Source organism: Candidatus Amarobacter glycogenicus (genome assembly GCF_016704105.1).
GTDB classification, from domain to species: Bacteria; Chloroflexota; Dehalococcoidia; order Tepidiformales; family Tepidiformaceae; genus Amarobacter; species Amarobacter glycogenicus.
Genome location: NZ_JADJAT010000001.1, coordinates 514,701 through 531,764, shown reverse-complemented (window position 1 = coordinate 531,764; position 17,064 = coordinate 514,701). Strand labels below are relative to the sequence as shown.

17 protein-coding genes are annotated in these 17,064 nt (G+C 65.2%); 11 read left to right on the top strand and 6 right to left on the bottom strand.

Annotated elements, in window-relative coordinates; all coding sequences use genetic code 11:
- Positions 1-109: 109 nt before the first annotated feature.
- The 7 genes from IPG14_RS02730 (at position 110) to IPG14_RS02700 (ending at position 6,531) form a co-directional block, all read left to right on the top strand.
- Positions 110-430, top strand: coding sequence for a hypothetical protein (locus IPG14_RS02730; protein WP_343384982.1), 321 nt, complete (start codon positions 110-112; stop codon positions 428-430).
- A 5-nt stretch (positions 431-435) separates the two neighbouring features.
- The gene (locus tag IPG14_RS02725) at positions 436-1,014 is read left to right on the top strand and encodes a hypothetical protein (RefSeq protein WP_343384981.1); all 579 of its coding nucleotides are present in this window, start codon (positions 436-438) and stop codon (positions 1,012-1,014) included.
- Between the two features lie 82 nt (positions 1,015-1,096).
- Positions 1,097-1,612 (top strand): hypothetical protein, encoded by a 516-nt coding sequence (locus IPG14_RS02720; protein WP_343390820.1) that lies wholly within the window; start codon positions 1,097-1,099, stop codon positions 1,610-1,612.
- Positions 1,613-1,781: 169 nt separating this feature from the next.
- Positions 1,782-2,384, top strand: coding sequence for a transcriptional regulator NrdR (gene nrdR / locus IPG14_RS02715; protein WP_343388004.1), 603 nt, complete (start codon positions 1,782-1,784; stop codon positions 2,382-2,384).
- Positions 2,385-2,386: 2 nt separating this feature from the next.
- Complete coding sequence (locus IPG14_RS02710; protein WP_343384978.1) at positions 2,387-2,707, top strand: hypothetical protein; 321 nt, start codon at positions 2,387-2,389, stop codon at positions 2,705-2,707.
- Between the two features lie 84 nt (positions 2,708-2,791).
- The gene (locus IPG14_RS02705) at positions 2,792-5,191 is read left to right on the top strand and encodes a vitamin B12-dependent ribonucleotide reductase (protein ID WP_343384977.1); all 2,400 of its coding nucleotides are present in this window, start codon (positions 2,792-2,794) and stop codon (positions 5,189-5,191) included.
- 137 nt (positions 5,192-5,328) lie between these two features.
- Positions 5,329-6,531 carry a CoA transferase gene (locus IPG14_RS02700; protein WP_343390819.1) on the top strand — a complete coding sequence of 401 codons (1,203 nt, stop codon included), beginning with the start codon at positions 5,329-5,331 and terminating at the stop codon, positions 6,529-6,531.
- On the opposite strand, the gene IPG14_RS02695 is transcribed toward IPG14_RS02700, so the two are convergent.
- Both IPG14_RS02695 and IPG14_RS02690 read right to left on the bottom strand, forming a co-directional pair.
- Entirely contained in the window at positions 6,480-7,490 is a 1,011-nt protein-coding gene (locus IPG14_RS02695; protein WP_343390818.1) for a hypothetical protein, read from the bottom strand. The two genes, IPG14_RS02700 and IPG14_RS02695, sit on opposite strands and share 52 nt — an antisense overlap.
- Before the next feature lie 186 nt (positions 7,491-7,676).
- Entirely contained in the window at positions 7,677-8,246 is a 570-nt protein-coding gene (locus tag IPG14_RS02690) for a hypothetical protein (protein WP_343390817.1), read from the bottom strand.
- Between the two features lie 292 nt (positions 8,247-8,538).
- Between IPG14_RS02690 and IPG14_RS02685 the strand changes: the two genes are divergently transcribed.
- A complete protein-coding gene (locus tag IPG14_RS02685; protein ID WP_343390816.1) occupies positions 8,539-8,877 on the top strand; it encodes an acetyl-CoA carboxylase biotin carboxyl carrier protein subunit in 339 nt (112 codons plus the stop codon).
- A gap of 12 nt (positions 8,878-8,889) precedes the next feature.
- Here the strand turns inward: IPG14_RS02685 and IPG14_RS02680 are convergent, their stop codons facing one another.
- From IPG14_RS02680 to IPG14_RS02665, 4 genes are all read right to left on the bottom strand, one after another.
- Positions 8,890-10,506 carry a hypothetical protein gene (locus IPG14_RS02680; protein ID WP_343390815.1) on the bottom strand — a complete coding sequence of 539 codons (1,617 nt, stop codon included), beginning with the start codon at positions 10,504-10,506 and terminating at the stop codon, positions 8,890-8,892.
- A 90-nt stretch (positions 10,507-10,596) separates the two neighbouring features.
- Positions 10,597-11,175, bottom strand: a complete 579-nt coding sequence (locus IPG14_RS02675) for a Uma2 family endonuclease (protein ID WP_343387998.1) — start codon at positions 11,173-11,175, stop codon at positions 10,597-10,599.
- Between the two features lie 19 nt (positions 11,176-11,194).
- Positions 11,195-12,805 carry a carboxyl transferase domain-containing protein gene (locus tag IPG14_RS02670; RefSeq protein ID WP_343390814.1) on the bottom strand — a complete coding sequence of 537 codons (1,611 nt, stop codon included), beginning with the start codon at positions 12,803-12,805 and terminating at the stop codon, positions 11,195-11,197.
- Between the two features lie 80 nt (positions 12,806-12,885).
- Positions 12,886-13,617: a sulfite exporter TauE/SafE family protein gene (locus IPG14_RS02665; RefSeq protein ID WP_343390813.1), complete on the bottom strand. Its 732-nt coding sequence runs from the start codon at positions 13,615-13,617 to the stop codon at positions 12,886-12,888.
- 75 nt (positions 13,618-13,692) lie between these two features.
- Between IPG14_RS02665 and IPG14_RS02660 the strand changes: the two genes are divergently transcribed.
- From IPG14_RS02660 to IPG14_RS02650, 3 genes are read left to right on the top strand one after another with little or no spacing between them, the layout of a single operon-like run.
- Positions 13,693-14,385, top strand: a complete 693-nt coding sequence (locus IPG14_RS02660) for an MBL fold metallo-hydrolase (RefSeq protein WP_343387995.1) — start codon at positions 13,693-13,695, stop codon at positions 14,383-14,385.
- The gene (locus IPG14_RS02655) at positions 14,382-15,797 is read left to right on the top strand and encodes an MBL fold metallo-hydrolase (RefSeq protein ID WP_343390812.1); all 1,416 of its coding nucleotides are present in this window, start codon (positions 14,382-14,384) and stop codon (positions 15,795-15,797) included. Before IPG14_RS02660 ends, IPG14_RS02655 begins: the two co-directional genes overlap by 4 nt.
- Before the next feature lie 37 nt (positions 15,798-15,834).
- Positions 15,835-17,064, top strand: coding sequence for a hypothetical protein (locus IPG14_RS02650; RefSeq protein ID WP_343387993.1), 1,230 nt, complete (start codon positions 15,835-15,837; stop codon positions 17,062-17,064).

Sequence of the window (17,064 nt, the reverse complement as noted above, 5' to 3'; positions counted from 1 at the left end):
GCATGTCTGGACGTCGAATGTGGCGTAACGCGCGGCAGTGTACAGGAGGGGCCGGATCGTCGCAGTCCTGCCGGCATGCAGCCGGTCAAACCGATACGATTGTTCGACGATGGGCCACCGGAAGAACCGCAAACGCGAACGGCGCCAGGAGCAACAGGTCCGCGACGGCTGGCGTCACGAGCCACGGGTCACCGAAGAGGACTTCATCCAGCCGGAACCCATCTCGCTGATCGAGTTGGCGGGCCTGCGGCCGTCTTTCGGCCCCAGGGGGGAACTGCCGAAGACCTGCGGAAACTGCCGCCAGTTCATCGAGGACCACGACTTTGGCCGGGGGACCTGCCTTCACATCGCCAGCGGTTTCCTCAACCCCTACACCGATACCGCCGCCTGTGACTTCTTCGAACGCACGAAGTCGTCAGCCCGGAGATAGCCGGCGTGGAACCTGAACGAGGCAGTTCGGTGGACTTGTTCTGGATCCCGGTCGGCGCGGGGACCCACTTTCAGCGCTACAGCCTCGTGCTCTATGAGGAATTGGTCGCACGCTGGGCACGCAGGCGGCGCCTGGGACTGCTCCATGCGGCATTGAAAGTCTGTGTTGCGGGAGACCGCTTCACGATCGAGGCCGCGCCCGCATCGGGAGGGCCCAATCCCTCGGGAGAAGTGACTGGCCCGGTGGGCTCGACGTGGGCTGGCCGGCTGCGACTGTTTCGCTACCAGGTCTACGTCCGCCCCGGCGACCGCCTCTCCGATCAGGCGTGGGCCGTCGCACCGCCGATCCCGCTCACGCACGATGCCGGCGTGGCATCCCGCATCCTCGACCTGGCCACGCAGGTTCCCGGTTACACCTGGGGTCGCCGCCGCCCCGGACACTCCGAAATGTGGACATCGGACTCGACCGTGTCGTGGCTGCTTCTCCGGGCCGGTATCGAGAGTGGGGAGATTGGCGTGCCGGCCGGCTACCGCGCTCCGGGCTGGGTTTCGGGGATAGAGGAAGCCAGTCACGGAGGGCCCTGAACTCGGTCGGGCTCCCTGTTCCGCTGGTGGATGTTGCAGTCCGGCCCTCGCCGGTAGCCCGCCCCCTGAGTACCCTGCCGTCGTGTTTCGGGTCGTCGTGTCAGTCGCTGCAGCGCTCTTCGTCCCGCTCGTGCTCGCAGGATGCGGCGACGGTCCCACCCCGCCTCAGCCGACGCCCACCGTCGACTCCACTGCTGGACCGGTCGAGGGACTGCCGGTCCTCGGCCCCGCTCTTCAGGCTCTGGAGTTCGCCGGCGTGACGACCGGCGCCATGAGTGAGGCCAACGCCACGTGCGCCTGGATCCACGGCACCACGGCCGGCAGCGGCCGCCTCCAGGTCACGCTCGACGGCATGGTCGATGGCGCGCGACACCGCCTCCGGATCATCATCAACGGCTACGACGGCCCCGGGGTTTACGAATGGGATGGAGCGCCCGGTTCCGGTCCCGAGGTCTCGGTTGACCTCGACGGCCAGAAAGGGCACGCGCTTGTGGTGGTTGCCCCGACTGGCGATGCCGGCGAGATCGAAGCTGCCCTCAGCAATCCTTACCAGGGACGAATCCATGGCATCTGGCAGTGCCCCGGCGTCCCGCGATAGACCGGATTCGAGCTTGTCGCAGATGAACTCGGTTCGGGCTCACGTTCACACGGACGCCGTCTCAAATCTGGACTGTTCATAAGACTGGTACAATATCTTGTGGCCATGCTCTTGACGAGCCACAAGATGTTGATCGATACTCCGCGTCGCACCGCTTTCAATTGCTAAGGTGCCTAGACGCTTCAAGGAATTTACGTCAACCGTGCGCTGCCCCTACTGCCACTTCCGCGACTCCAAGGTTACCGATAGTCGGGCCAACGATGACGGCATCCGCCGCCGCCGCCAGTGCATCGCCTGTGGCGAACGGTTCTCCACCGTGGAAACTGTCCAGTTCTCTTCGGTCCAGATTCTGAAGCGCGATGGCCGCCGTGAGGAGTTCTCTCGCGAGAAGCTCCTCCGCGGGTTGCGTAGCGCCTGCGCCAAACGCGATATCTCCGTGGCCCAGCTCGATGCCATCGTCGGGGAGATCGAAGCGAAAGTGAATGCCGACGGCAGGCCCGAGGTGCCCTCGCAGGTCGTGGGAGAACTCGCGATGGACGCGCTCCGCCGTCTCGATCACATCGCCTATATCCGGTTCGCCTCCGTGTACCGCTCGTTCACCGACATCGAGTCACTCAAAGAGGCCGTCGACGCCCTCGAACAGGGCCGCGTGCCCACCGCCGAAGAACGCGAACTCCAACTCGGGCTCCCCGAACCCGCACCCTCCGAGCCCCGCGGCCCGCGCCTCCTCCAGGATGTCGAAAGCCGCCATTACGTCGAGTCGATGCGTTAGCCATGAAAATCTGGGAAGTCCACGCCATGCATACAGGGGGCCGCGTTCGCACCACCGCCGACGGCCACTGCGAGATCGACGGCCTCCTCCTCTCGGAGCGGGCGTACCTGCTCGCCGTCCGTGACATCCGTCCCGCTCAACTCCTCCGCCTCGTCGAGGAGCTCGGCGCCGAGGAAGCGGCCGCGCAGCTGCTCGCTTACTACACATCGCCCGCGCCTGGGCAACCTGGCCAGTCCCTCGCCTCCGGCCGTTCCAGGCTCGGCGACCCGATGCTGCTCCGGAGCGATGAAGTGCGGGTTCCCGCCCGGGAGTACGCCACCTGAACGTATCACTGGACAAATAGAACGCTTGTTCGTAATCTCAGCAACCCCGTCACCCCGGCGGACGATCGAAATGGGAGGAACATCATGGTCACGACTTCTTCAGAGACTCACGGATTTGGCGGTTCGGGTGATTTCCAGCCGGCTGAACTCTCTGAAAACGCGAAGGTCGTCATCGAGCGCCGCATCGCACGTCGCGACGATCAGGGCGACGCCGTAGAGACCCCCGACCAGGTCTTCCTCCGCGTTGCCCGCAACCTCGCTGAAGCGGAGACGCGCTTCGGCGGCACCGAAGGAGACCGTGCTGCCGCGGAAGCATCGTTCTACCGGCTCATGGCCTCACTCGACTTCCTCCCGAACTCTCCCACGCTGGTAAACGCCGGCCGCGATCTCCAGCAGCTCTCTGCCTGCTTCGTTCTCCCGGTTGAAGACTCAATCGACGGCATCTTCGAGACCGTCAAGAACACGGCCATCATCCACAAGTCGGGTGGTGGCACCGGCTTCTCGTTCTCCCGCCTTCGTCCCTCGAACGACCGCGTCCGCTCGACGATGGGCGTCGCCAGCGGCCCCGTCTCGTTCATGCGCGTCTTCGATTCGGCCACGGAAGCGATCAAGCAGGGCGGTACGCGCCGCGGCGCCAACATGGGCATTCTGCGCGTCGATCACCCGGATATCGATGAGTTCATCAAGATGAAAGCCGACATGACGACGCTCCAGAACTTCAACATCAGCGTCGCCGTCACCGAAGCCTTCATGAAGGCCGTCGAGGCCGGCACTGACTTCGACATTATCAACCCCCAGACCGGCTCGATCGTCGGCCAGCGCGACGCCCGCCAGGTATGGGAGACGATGTTCGCCAACGCCTGGAAGAACGGCGACCCGGGCGTGGTCTTCATCGACCGCATCAACGCCGGCCGTGCGAATCCCGTTCCGAAGCGCGGCCCGGTCGAATCGACCAATCCGTGCGGAGAGCAGCCGCTCTACCCCTACGACTCCTGCAACCTCGGTTCGATCAACCTCGGACATTTCACCAAGGGACCCGCGGGCGATAAGACCGTGGACTACGAGCGGCTCGGTACTGTCGTCCGCCGCACGGTCCACCTCCTCGACAACGTCATCGAGATGAACAACTACCCGATCCCTGAAATCGCCGAAACATCCCACGCGATCCGCCGCATCGGCCTCGGCGTCATGGGTTGGTCGGACCTGCTCATCGATCTGCGCATCCCTTACAACTCTGAAGAAGCGCTCGCCGTTGCCCGCGAGGTGATGTCGCACATCCAGCGCGAATCCGATGCGGCTTCCCAGCAGCTCGCCCTGGTGCGCGGGAACTTCCCCGATTGGCCGGAGTCCATCTACGGGCCCGGTGGCCAGGAAGGCCCGCGGCCGATGCGAAACTCCACTCGCACGACGATCGCTCCCACCGGAACTCTCAGCATCATCGCCAACTGCTCCGGCGGTATCGAGCCGGTGTTTTCGCTGGCATTCATCCGAAGCCACTACCTGGATAAGGACGACCCAACGAAGCGCACCGAGTTGGCCGAGGTCAACGAGCAGTTCGAGTCCGCTGCCAGGGCCGAAGGCTGCTACAGCGAAGAGCTCATCCGCTTCCTCGCCGAAGGCGGTCACCTCGCCGAGCGCCCGGAGGTCCCGCAATGGATAAAGGACACCTTCGTCACCGCCCACGACATCGCACCGGAATGGCACGTGCGTATGCAGGCGGCCTTCCAGGAGTTCACCGACAACGCCGTATCGAAGACCATCAACTTCCCCAATACGGCCACGGTCGATGACGTCCGGACCGCCTACGAACTCGCCTATCGGACGGGATGCAACGGGATCACCATCTACCGCGATGGTTCGCGCGAACTCCAGGTCCTGAAGCACGCCGAGAAGTCCGACGGCGAAAAGGCCATCGAGGCGGCCCAGGCTATCGTCACCGCCGGATTAGGCCCGGTCCGCCGGAAACTCCCCGATGAGCGCCAGGCCATCACGCACAAGTTCCGCGTCGGCGAACAGGAAGGCTACATAACAGTGGGCCTGTTCGAAGACGGTACACCGGGCGAGGTCTTTATCAATGTCAGCAAGCAGGGCTCAACCGTCTCTGGCCTCATGGATACGCTCGCGATGATGACGAGCTATTCGCTGCAGTACGGCATCCCGCTCAGTGTGCTCGCCGCCAAGCTGAAGAACACGCGCTTCGAGCCGAGCGGCCCGACCAGTAATCGCCAGATCCCGATCTCCACGAGCATCGTCGACTACGTCTTCCGCTGGCTCGAACTGAAATTCGATGGAGCGAACGCCTCGATCCAGCCAACCCTCATCCCCGCGGAGGACCTGGTCGATAGCACGAACGCCAGCGTCAACCCGATGAAACACTCGGATGCGGTCGCCAGCGGTGTGGGCTGCCCAGAATGCGGCGCTGTCCTCTACTACGCCGAGGGCTGCCTCATTTGCCACAACTGTTTCTATAACAAGTGCGGCTGAGATAGCACCTCGAAGCGGCCGGGCCGGGGTCGGCCGCTGATTCCCCGGCCGCCACTTCTGTCGGCGCGGCCCACACGCGGGCCAGCCTCGACCGCATGCCCGTAGAATGTGGCCGCAGTTCACCCCAGGAGGCGCGAATGGCCGGTCCACTCGCAGGCATCAAGGTTGTTGAAATGGGGGTTTGGGTCGCGGGGCCGTCGTGCGCCGCGATCCTCGCCGACTGGGGGGCAGAGGTCATCAAGATCGAACCGCCGGAAGGTGATCCCTTCCGCGGTCTGGGCGCCCTCCTGGGTGCCTCGATAAACCCGCCGTTCGAGCTCGACAACCGGGGCAAGCGCAGCATCGCCCTCAACCTCGCCGTCGAAGACGCCCGCAACATCGCCGGTGACCTCATCGACGCCGCGGACGTGTTCGTCTCGAACATGCGCCCCGGCGCCCTGGAGCGGCTCGGCATGACCTATGAAAAGCTCTCCGACACGAATCCCGGGCTTATCTACTGCAACGTGACCGGCTACGGGCCTGAAACGCCAGAAGCGAACCGCGCCGCCTACGACGTTGGCGCCTTCTGGGCTCGCGCCGGTGTCGTCATGGGCCTCACTCCCGAAGGGGGGTCGCCACCACTTCAGCGGGGCGGAATGGGCGACCACATGACCGGTGCCAACGCCGCGGGCGCCATCTCCGCCGCCCTCTTCAATCGCGAAAAGACCGGCCGCGGGCAGCGTGTGGCCGTCTCCTTGACGCGGATCGGCGTTTACATGATGGGCTGGGACACCAACACCCAATTGCGCACTGGCATGCCGTATGCGCCTCCTGCGGACCGATTTCACGCGCCGAACCCGCTGATCAACCCGTTCCAGGACAAGGACGGGCACTGGTTCTACCTGCTCATGCTCCAGGGCGACCGTCACTGGCCGGACTTTCTCCGCGCACTGGGCAATCCGCCCGAGCTCGCGGACGACGAACGATTCCGCGATATACCGAACCGCTTCGCGAACGCTCCGCTCCTTGTCGGCATCCTCGACCGTATGCTGGCGACGAAGCCCCTCGCCGAGTGGGGCCCGGTTTTCGACAGCAACGATGTCTGGTGGGCTCCAATCCAGAACGTGACCGAAGTCGTCCAGGACCCCGTGGTCCGCGCCGCCGGCGCATTCGTCACCATGGATGGCCCCGACGGCCCGGTAGAACAGGTGAACACACCCGTTGACTTCTACGGTACTCCCACGAAGCCCGGCGAATGGGCGCCCGAGCTCGGCCAGCACACCGAGACCATTCTCCTGGAGGACCTGGGCTACGACTGGGACCGGATCGCGTCGCTGAAGGAACTGGGCGCCATCCCGTAGGCGTCTAGCGGGCGGGATTCCGGACTGGAAGCTACTATCGGTGGATGCAGGGCCTGCGTTTCCAGTGCAACGCGTCGGAACAATTCATCGTCTGGGAACTGCCTGCCTGGGTGAAGCGCCAGGGGTTCCCAGCCGATGAGACGGTGACCGTCGAAGTCCTCCACCCCGACCGCGAAATGGATGGTTCCTGCCGTTGGTGCGGGGGCCGAAGGAACGAGACCGTCGCCGTCCGCGGTGACCACATCCTCTAACAGGGTGCCCCGGCGCCCAACTCGTGCTTGAATGCGCGCCACATGTTCGAAAGCGTCCTCATCGCCAACCGCGGCGAAATCGCCGTCCGCATCGCAAAGACCCTGCGCAAGATGGGCATCCGCTCGGTCGTCGTCGCCTCTATCCCCGACCGGCGTAGCCTGGCCGTACGCACGGCCGACGCGTGGGTGCTGCTCGAAGGCTACTCGGCCGCTGAGAGCTACCTCGATGTCGATGCCGTCATCGCCGCAGCGAAGGCCGAGGGTTGCCAGGCGATCCACCCCGGCTACGGCTTCCTCAGCGAACGCGCCGACTTCGCCGAACGCTGCGCCGCTGAAGGCATCACCTTCATCGGCCCCCCACCCGCAGTCCTGCGCGGTGTGGGCGACAAAGTTGCCGCCCGCCAGCTGGCCATCGCCAACGATGTCCCCGTCGTCCCTGGCTGGGACGGCGACGACGACCCCGAGACGCTTGTGGGTGAGGCTGCAAGCATCGGCTACCCGGTGATGTTGAAGGCCCGCGGGGGTGGCGGCGGGCGCGGCATGCGCGAGGTGTTCACGGCGGAAGACCTTCCCGAGGCCATCGAATGCGCCCGCCGCGAAGCCATCGCCGCCTTCGGCGACGGTGGCCTCCTGCTCGAAAAGCTGGTGACTAACGCCCACCACGTCGAGGTCCAGGTCCTCGCCGATACCCAGGGCAACGTCATCCATCTGGGCGAGCGCGACTGCTCAGTCCAGCGCCGGCACCAGAAGCTCATCGAGGAGTCGCCCAGCCCGGTCGTCGACGACGCCCTCCGCGAGCGCCTGACCGGCCACGCCCTCAAGCTCGCGCGAGCCATCAACTACGTGAACGCCGGAACCTTCGAATTCCTCGTCTCCGCGCCGACCGAAACGTCGTCACTCCCCCTCTCCCAAGCTCGGGAGAGGGGGCGGGGGGGTGAGGGACCGGACGTCTATTTCCTCGAAGTGAACCCCAGGCTCCAGGTCGAACACCCGGTCACAGAGATGGTCACCGGCCTGGACCTGGTCGAACTCCAGCTCCGCATCGCCGCCGGCGAACCGCTGCCGCTGAAGCAGGAGGACGTGCAGTTCTCCGGGCACGCCATCGAGTTCCGGATTAACGCGGAGGATCCGTGGGATGGGTTCAAGCCGAGTTCGGGGCGGATCGATGCGCTGTCGACCGGTCCGGTGGCTCGCGCCGACTTCGGCTTTGCCGCCGGTGACACGGTGCCTGCGAATTACGATTCGCTTCTCGGCAAACTCATCGTGGACGGCCGGGATAGAGCCGCGGCGCTGGAGACGATTGAAGAGGCGGCACATCACGTAGAACTGCATGGCCCAACCACGAACCTTGAATTGTTGCGTCGGGCCGTTCTCCACCCGGACTTCGCGCTGGGCGCCGCCACCGTGGAGTGGCTTGAGGGGTGTCAGGAGGAACTTCTCGCCGCGGCACCCCCGCAGGAACACTGGGCGGCCGCCGCCGCGTCCGTTGCCATGCTCGAGAACACCTGGTGGGAATTCCGCCCGTGGAAGGCGGCCGTTTGGATTGGCCCAGGCCCCACCACCATCTGGCTTTCCGACGGCCAGGCCGTCAAGCGCGCGACCGTAAGCCGGGGGAGAGATGGTCTCCTCGTCGCCATCGCCGACGAGGAGACTGAGCTCAGGATTCTCGAAGGCAACAATCAGGGGTTCCCTGCAGAGATCACCTGGCGAACGAATTCTGAATCGCGCCCGCTCGTGTCGGTTGGAAAAGGGGACGTTGGCGAAGGGCGGCCGTTCCTGGTCCGAGACGAATACGGACACCCTCGAGAGCTACCAGGCGAGCGCGATCTACCTCGTCCCTCCCCCTCCCCTCCCGCGCCGCATGCAAGCAGCCACTGCCGGCGCCACCGCCATTACCGCCCCGCTCGCCGGTACCATCGCCGCCGTCCGCGTGGCCGAAGGCGACGAAGTCGCCGAGGGCCAGCTGCTCCTCGTCCTCGAAGCGATGAAGATGGAGCACCGCATCACCGCCCCGTCGGCGGGAGTCGTGAAAGCGGTCCATGTCCGCGAACGGGACGTGGTGCGCGAAGGCGACACGCTCCTCGAACTCGCGTGAGGCTATGGACGCTTAGCGGCTCGACTTCTCGGCAGGCATTGGAGCCGGAAGGTCGATGCCGTCCGGTTGCTCGTCCAGCTTCGAAAGGTCGAAGGTCGGGTCCATGCTCTTCGCCACCGCTACCAGGTCGTCCTTGTCCACGTCCGGACTTATGCCTTTGGAGTAGGCGTTGACGGAGAACTGCGTGCCACCCCGGGAGGTCCACGAAAGGTAGTTGGAGGATTGATAGCCGGCGCCGTCGCTGGAGCCCGAGGTCCCGTAGCGGTTGGCCGAAGCCTGGATGACTGTCGCGCCGCCCAGGAACGTCCAGTTGAGGCTGTAATTGGGTTCCCAGCCGTCAGGTTTGGGGCAAGCGGCGCCGATTTCGGACGCCATCAGGTTCGAAGACTCGAGTTTATAGCCAGCTGGCGCCTTCGCCGGCGAGAAGCCGAGCCCCGCGAGTTCGCCTTCCGCCAACTTGCGTTCACGGATGAAGCAAGCTTCGTTGAAGCCCGGGTCGAGGGCCTTCGCGATGGCGCGGATCGTGTCGATGCCCAGTGCGCTGTCCGACTTGCCGTAGACCGAGAACTGGAGGCCGTCCCTGGACCAGTTCGCACCCCAATCACCGATCTGGCCGGGATAGCTGGCCTTCTCTTCCGAGCCGTATACCGAGACCCCCAGGTAGGCGAAGTTCTTGCCATCGATCTGCTGCCAGTTCGCGTTGAAGCTGAAACCTGCGCTCGGCTCCAGGCCGGTGTCGCAGCCAGCGGGCGGCGGCGTGAAGGCCGTGACATTCACATCTTGAAGACTGAACCCGGCGGGAATCGCCGGGCGGGGGTCGCCAATCCGGAGCGCTCCCAGCGAACTCCAGTCGCCCTCTCCGAGCGTCCAGAAGCACTTCAGGTCGACCGCCGGTGCTACCTGGCCGACCAGCTCTCGCAGCACCGCGGCCGCCGCCGGGTCCGGCTGGGGTGGTCGCGGACTCGCCGCCGGCGCGGAACCGCTCGTCCTCGAACCGTCGGAGGAGTTGCCCGATGCGGTGTCATCGGCCATCGGTACGGCACTGAAGGCACTCACGCCGACCGTGAACTGGTAGCCGTTCGCCCAGAACGTGGCGGATTCCACGCGGAGGACGCTGGCCACTCTCTCCTGGCTTACTCGCTGGGTGATGTAGGCCTCAATACCGCTCGCGTCGTGCTTCCACGTTGTGCTCAGCGTGAGGGCGCCGCTGATGGCGACTCCCTCCTTGGTGCAATCGCCGGTCGCGGCAAGCCCTACTGACTGGGCCGTAAATCCGTTGGCAGGGAGCGCAGGGACGAAACCCGCCTTCGCCGGGTCGATGCCCGCAGCGGAGACCACTCCCGCCGGGATTGGACCGGTGCAGCCCCCGTAGGCGACATCCCCCCTTCCCGCGGAGTCCTTTCCGTCCACACCCACGGCAACGGTGCCCGGGAACGACGAGGCGCCGGACGGCTCAGCGGGGAGGTCTGCGCCGGGAGAAGATCCGGCCTGGCTGGGTGCCGGCGCTGGATCGTCGCCCTCGTCGGTAGCTCGGGCCACAACGACCCCGGCGGCAAAGCAGGCGGCTGCGATTGCCGCAGCCCCTGCCCAAAACAACGGTTTGCGCGGATTGAGTGTGTTCGAAGACACAGAGCCCTCCAGGTGCTATCTCCCTGCGACACCAAACGTCCATTCGTTCAGAGAAGTTCCCGGAAGGAAAACAAGTGGAAAGGGGCCGCATCAGGAGCCGGGTTCGAGGCCCCGGTCGAGCACGCTGAACAGGTCGTGAAGAGGAAGGCGGAATGCGCTCAACACCGGGGCCGCATCAGCAGTGTCGGCTTCGCCGAATACGGTCGGCGGCCTGCCGGGCGTATAGGCCGTCAGCGTCCGCTCGTCCGGGTCGACGATCCACACCAGCGGCACACCCGCCCGGAGGTAGAACGCCAGCTTGTCGGCGATGCGCGCCGGCCGGTCGTCGGGACTCGCAATCTCGATTGCGATATCCGGTGTCTGCTCGATGGCGCCTTCGCGCCGTTGACTCGCGGTTCGCGGCGCCCGCTCCCAACGTGCGATCGAGACATCAGGGACGTAGGCGCGCCTCTCCTCCCTCGAAGCGTGGCGCAGTTCGACATTCACATAACCTTCGTCATGCGCCATGAAGTAGATCTCAAACAGGGCTGCCAGGCGCGCGGCCAAGCGGCTGTGGAACCACGTCGGCGTGGGCTTCTCCACGATCCTCCCGCACGCGAACTCCGACGGAGGCTCGGTCTCCGGGAGCGCGAGGAATTCGTCCAGCGTCATCGTCGTCGCTGTTGCCACGCTGACAGTATAGCCGTACCTACATCCGGAAGATGCCCCAGTCGGTCTCGCCGAATGGGGCGTTGAGCGCGGCGGCGATGCCGAGGCCGAGTACCCGGCGCGTGTCCAATGGGTCGATGACGCCGTCGTCCCAGAGGCGGGCGGTGCTGAAGTAGGGCGACCCCTCGGCTTCGTAGCGGTCGATCGTCGGCGCCTTGAAGCGCTCCTGTTCCTCGGGCGAGAGTGTCTCGCCGCGGTCGAGCCGCACCTGCAGGAGGACCGAGGCCGCCTGTTCGCCGCCCATCACGCTGATGCGCGCGTTGGGCCACATCCAGAGTTGGCGCGGACCATAAGCGCGGCCGCACATCGCGTAGTTGCCGGCACCGAAGCTCCCACCGATGACGACCGTGAACTTCGGGACATCGGCGCAGGCCACGGCGGTCACCATCTTGGCGCCGTCCTTGGCGATCCCGGCGTTTTCGTATTGTTTGCCCACCATGAAGCCGGTGATGTTCTGGAGGAAGACGAGCGGTGTCTTTCGCTGGGCGCAGAGCTGGACGAAGTGTGCCCCCTTCAGGGCGCTCTCGCCGAAGAGGATGCCGTTGTTCGCCACGATGCCGACGGGGTAGCCCATGATCCGGGCGAAACCGCAGACAAGCGTGGCACCGTAGCGAGCCTTGAACTCGTGGAAGCGTGAACCATCGACGATCCGGCCGATGACCTCGCGGACGTCCATCGAGTGCCGAAGATCGGCCGGGACGAGCCCGTAGAGCTCCTCTGGGTCGTGGTACGGCTCTTCGGGCTCGGTGATTTCCCACGGGGGCGTCCGGCCCGAGGGGATGCTTTCGATGATGCTGCGGACGATACGGAGTGCCTCGCCGTCGTCCTCGGCGAGGTGGTCCGCGACTCCGCTGATGCGAGTGTGGACGTCGGCGCCGCCGAGCTCTTCCGCGGTCGTGACCTCGCCCGTCGCCGCCTTCACGAGAGGGGGTCCGCCAAGAAAGATCGTGCCGGTCCCCCTGACGATGACCGTTTCGTCGCTCATCGCCGGGACATAGGCGCCGCCTGCCGTGCACGAACCCATGACCGCGGCAACCTGGTAGATTCCCTTCGCGCTCATCCGTGCCTGGTTGTAGAAAATGCGCCCGAAGTGTGTCCTGTCCGGGAAGACATCGTGCTGGAGCGGCAGAAACGCGCCTCCGGAATCGACCAGGTAGATGCAGGGAAGGTGGTTCTCCTCCGCGATCTCCTGCGCCCGTAGATGCTTTTTCACGGTCATCGGGTAGTAGGTGCCGCCTTTGACAGTCGCGTCGTTCGCGATGACGACGACTTCGCGTCCGTGCACCACACCCATCCCGGTAACGATCCCGGCGCTGGGCACGTCGTCTTCGTAAACGCTCGCGGCGGCGAGCGGGCTCAGTTCGAGGAAGGTTGTGGCAGGGTCGATGAGGCGCTGGATGCGTTCGCGGGCGAGCAGTTTGCCGCGTTCGTGGTGTCGGGCGATGTACTCCGGCCCGCCGGCGAGGGCGACGACGTCCAGCCTGGCGCGCAGGTCTGCGGCGAGTTCGAGGTTTCGCGCGCGGTTCGCTTTGTACTGCGGGTCGCGCAAATCGACGCGGGTGGGAAGCTCGGGAACATCGTGCCAGCGCATGGGCGAAGCTTACGGCGGGAAGGGAGGAAAGAGGAAAGACGAAAGAGGAACGCCGGGGCGCTGATCAAGCCAGCCACGCCCTACCCGGTGACCGCACCCACGATAGCGACCGATCCGCTGACCAGCAGGATGGCGTAGACCATCTTGCGGAAGATGGCCGCGTTTACCTTCTCGAACAGGCCGTTGCCGATGCGCTGGCCGATGAAGACGGCGGGTACCGAGAGCGCGAATGCGACGAAGACGTAAGGCTCCGCTGTCCCCGAAGCGAGGAGGAGGAGTACCGCCACCGCCGACGTCACGGCGAAGAACGTGGCGATGGTTGCGCGGAACTGGAGCGGCGGTAGTCCCCGGCCCTGGAGGTACATGACGACAGGCGGCCCCGACATGCTGGTGCTGGTGTTCAGGATGCCGCTGGTGAGGCCCGCCGCGAGGTCGCCGAGGACACCCGCCCGGTGCAGTTCGAGCCCACGCATGAGGAGCAAGGTGAACACGATGACCATGATGGCGATCACGAGCTTTAGCGCCGTCGGGTCGAGGAGCAGAAGGACGGCGAGTCCGATCGGCATCCCGGCGAACGAACCGGCCATCAGCGTCACCGCCGTACGCCGGTCGGCCGAATGACGAAGGGTGCGGGATTGCATGCCGCTCGCAACCGTCGACATCAGGTTCGAAAGCAACACCGTATCGCGAGGGCCAATCAGGATGGCCAGGAATGGGACGATAAACAGGGCGAAGCCGAACCCCGAGAGCGACTGGATGATGGCCGCTGTTGCGGCGAGTGCGACGATGGCGACGGCGGTCGGCCAATCCATCTGCCGGTTATAGATGAGCGAGCCGCTACAGACCTTGCGTTCGACATTGCGTGGGCGCCAATCGACAATCCGCCCATGGAAGTAGCGAACGAACTCATGGTCCGCGGGATCGTCGTCGGTGTGTTCCAGGAAAACTGCTGGGTTGTCGGCAACCGGCGGACGGGCGAGGCGATCTGCATCGACCCCGGCGATCAACCGGCGGAGATCCTGGCGCTGGCCAAAGACATGGGTGTGACGATCAAGTACATCGCGAACTCGCATGCCCACATCGACCACGTGATGGGCGTCCATGGCGTGCATGCGGCCACCGGTGCGAAGTTCCTGTTGCACCGGGGCGACCTGGACCTGCTGCGGAACGGCTGGAAGGGCACCGCCGCGCGCTTCGGTCTCGATGTGAGCCAGGGGCCGCCGGACCCGGATCAGTTCGTCGCCCACGACGACATCGTGGAGGTCGACGGGTTGCGGCTGCGCTGCATCGAAACCCCCGGCCATACGCCGGGCAGTGTGAGCTTCTACGCAGAAGAGGGCATGCTTTTCAGCGGCGACACGCTCTTTCGCGGTTCAATCGGCCGGACCGACCTGCCCGGTGGCAGCATGGATCACGAGATGAACAGCATCTGCGAAAGGTTGCTGGTGCTGCCGGAAGAGACTGTCGTCCTCCCCGGGCACATGGAACAGACGACGGTCGCGTTCGAGAAGAAGCACAACCCCTTCGTCCTCGAATGGATGCGGCGTGGGACCGATTCCCCGCCGTGGCCGCGGCAATGACCCTCTCGATCGCCTTTCATGGCGCAGCCGGCACCGTCACCGGGTCGAGGAACCTGGTTACCGCCGACGACACCCGCGTACTCATCGATTGCGGGATGTTCCAGGGCGTCCGCGAACTGCGGGAACTGAACTGGCTGCCCGCCCCTTTCCCGCCGAACTCGCCAGACGCCGTCCTCCTCACGCACGCCCACGTTGACCACACCGGCTGGCTCCCGCGGCTGGTGAAGGAGGGCTACAGGGGACCGGTCTACACCACACCGGCCACCGCGGAAATGACACGCATCCTCCTCCTCGATTCCGCCAAGCTGCAACAAGAAGACGCCGAATACGCGAACCGCAAGGGCTTCAGCCGCCACCGCCCCGCCCTGCCGCTCTATACCGAGAAGGACGTCGAGCGGACCCTGGGCCTGTTCCATACGGTCGAGTACGGGGACCCGGTGCACATCGGGAAGAATGTCACGGCCCGCTTCCGGAATGCCGGACACATCCTCGGGTCGGCGTTCATCGAACTGGAATGCACGACCCGCGAAGGTAAAGCGACCCTGGTATTCAGTGGAGACCTCGGCCGCTACAACGCACCGCTCCATAGCGACCCGGACCCATTGCCCGAGTGCGACATGCTCGTGATGGAATCGACCTATGGCGACCGAAGCCACAGCGACGAGCCCATCGCGGATCAGATAGCGGAGGCTTTCGGCCCGGCCATCGAACGCGGCGGGGTCATCCTCATTCCGTCGTTCGCGGTGGCGCGCGCGCAACTCGTGGCCCTGATCCTGCGGGACCTCATCCACGACAAGCGGCTGCCGGAGATCCCGATTCACGTCGATTCGCCGATGGCCTCGGATGTGACCGCGATCTACAACCGCTACATCCGGTCGGAATCCCTCGACCAGGGTATCCCGCACACGACGGCCCATTCGCTCTTCCCTTCGAACGTGCGCTTCCACAGGACGGTGAAGGAATCGATGCAGCTGAACGACATGGCGGGTCCGCGGATCATCATCTCCGCGAGCGGCATGCTGGCTGGCGGGCGCGTGTTGCACCACCTCAAGCGCCTTGCGCCGGACCCGAAGAATCTCATCGTCCTCGTTGGCTACCAGGCGGTCGGTACGCGTGGACGTGACCTCGCCGACGGCAAGCGCACCGTCCGCATCCACGGCCAGGATGTACGGGTCCAGGCGCAGGTGGAAGACATCCACGGGCTCTCCGCACACGCAGACCGTGACGAACTGTTCCGGTGGATCGAGACGCAGCCGAAGCGCCCGCGGGCGGTCTACCTCACTCATGGTGAGGGCGACCAGCGCGAGGCACTGCGGGCGGCGCTGTACGAGCGGCTCGAGGTCGTCGGCTTGCTCCCCGAGATGAACCAGGAACACGACCTCCACTGGCTGTTCAAAGGCGAACCTGCATAGCCCCGACCCTTTCCCGGCGGACGGGTAGGCTAGTGGTGTGGGGTTTCGCTTTGTGCCCGCGGGTGTAGTCGAGTACCGGCCGTGGAGGCCCCCGGCATGGGCATTGCTGCTGGTCGTTGCGTCACTCACCGGCACGTGTCTTGGCATCGGCATCGCGGCCCTCTGGCCGAAAGGGCCCGTCGGCGACGATGAATACCAGCTCTGGCGCTGGGAGGCGAACACGTTGCTCGACAACGCGTTCGCGCGTCTCGGCATCGGCCCCGACCCGGACGAGGAGGACGGTGAGTCCGCGCTTGCACGCTACTTCGAGTTGACGAGCCAGATTCGCGGCCTCTACACCGCCGCCGACCCCGACGAAGTAGCGATCGAGGCGCTCACAAATGAGCGCGCGACGTTCGAGAACGACGTGGAACGGTTGCTCGAACGGTACATCGATGAGGCGGTCGACAGCGTCGGGCTGGAACGCGGGCTCCCGCTCTTCAACGCCGTCCGTATCACATGGCCCCCCGTCGACTTCGAACTGACCAACCCGCCCCAGTTGCTGGTCCGTTCGCCCCGGGACGAGATAAAGCGCGATGGGGACACGTTGCTGAAGAACGACCTGACGCTCCGCGACATCGAGCGGTTGGAAGCGAAGACCACGGATGAGGACACGGTTTCGATCGTTGTCTCCATCGGCGGGCTGGCGGCTTACCCGGCGATCGTCCGCGATGACCGCGCCTTCGATTCGGTCCTGGAGACGGCTTCCCACGAGTGGGTGCACCACTACCTCGCGTTCTTTCCTCTCGGCGAACAGTGGGGCAACGGGGGAGACGCGGAAACGCTGAACGAGACGACAGCCAGCATCGCCGGCCGCGAGATCGCCAACCTCGTGCGGTTGAACCACCCGATCGTTCTCGCCGAGGGCGCCGATGGCCGCGCCCCCGCACGTCCCGCACCGACTGTGGACTTCGGTGCGGAAATGCGGGCGCTCCGGCTCACGGTCGATGACCTGCTCAAACAGGGAAACGTGACCGGCGCCGAGCGCGCTATGGAAGAGAAGCGCGTCTATCTCAACGCCAACGGCTTCAGCATCCGCAAGATCAACCAGGCGTACTTCGCCTTCTACGGCACGTATGCCGATAGTCCGCAGTCATCGAACCCGGTCGGGCCAAAAATCGAGAAGGTCTGGGAATTGACCCGGGACGTGGGGCTCTTCCTGAGGATCATGCGCGATGTGCGGGACGTGGAAGGCCTCGATGAGGCCATCGCCGACCTTGGCGGTTGA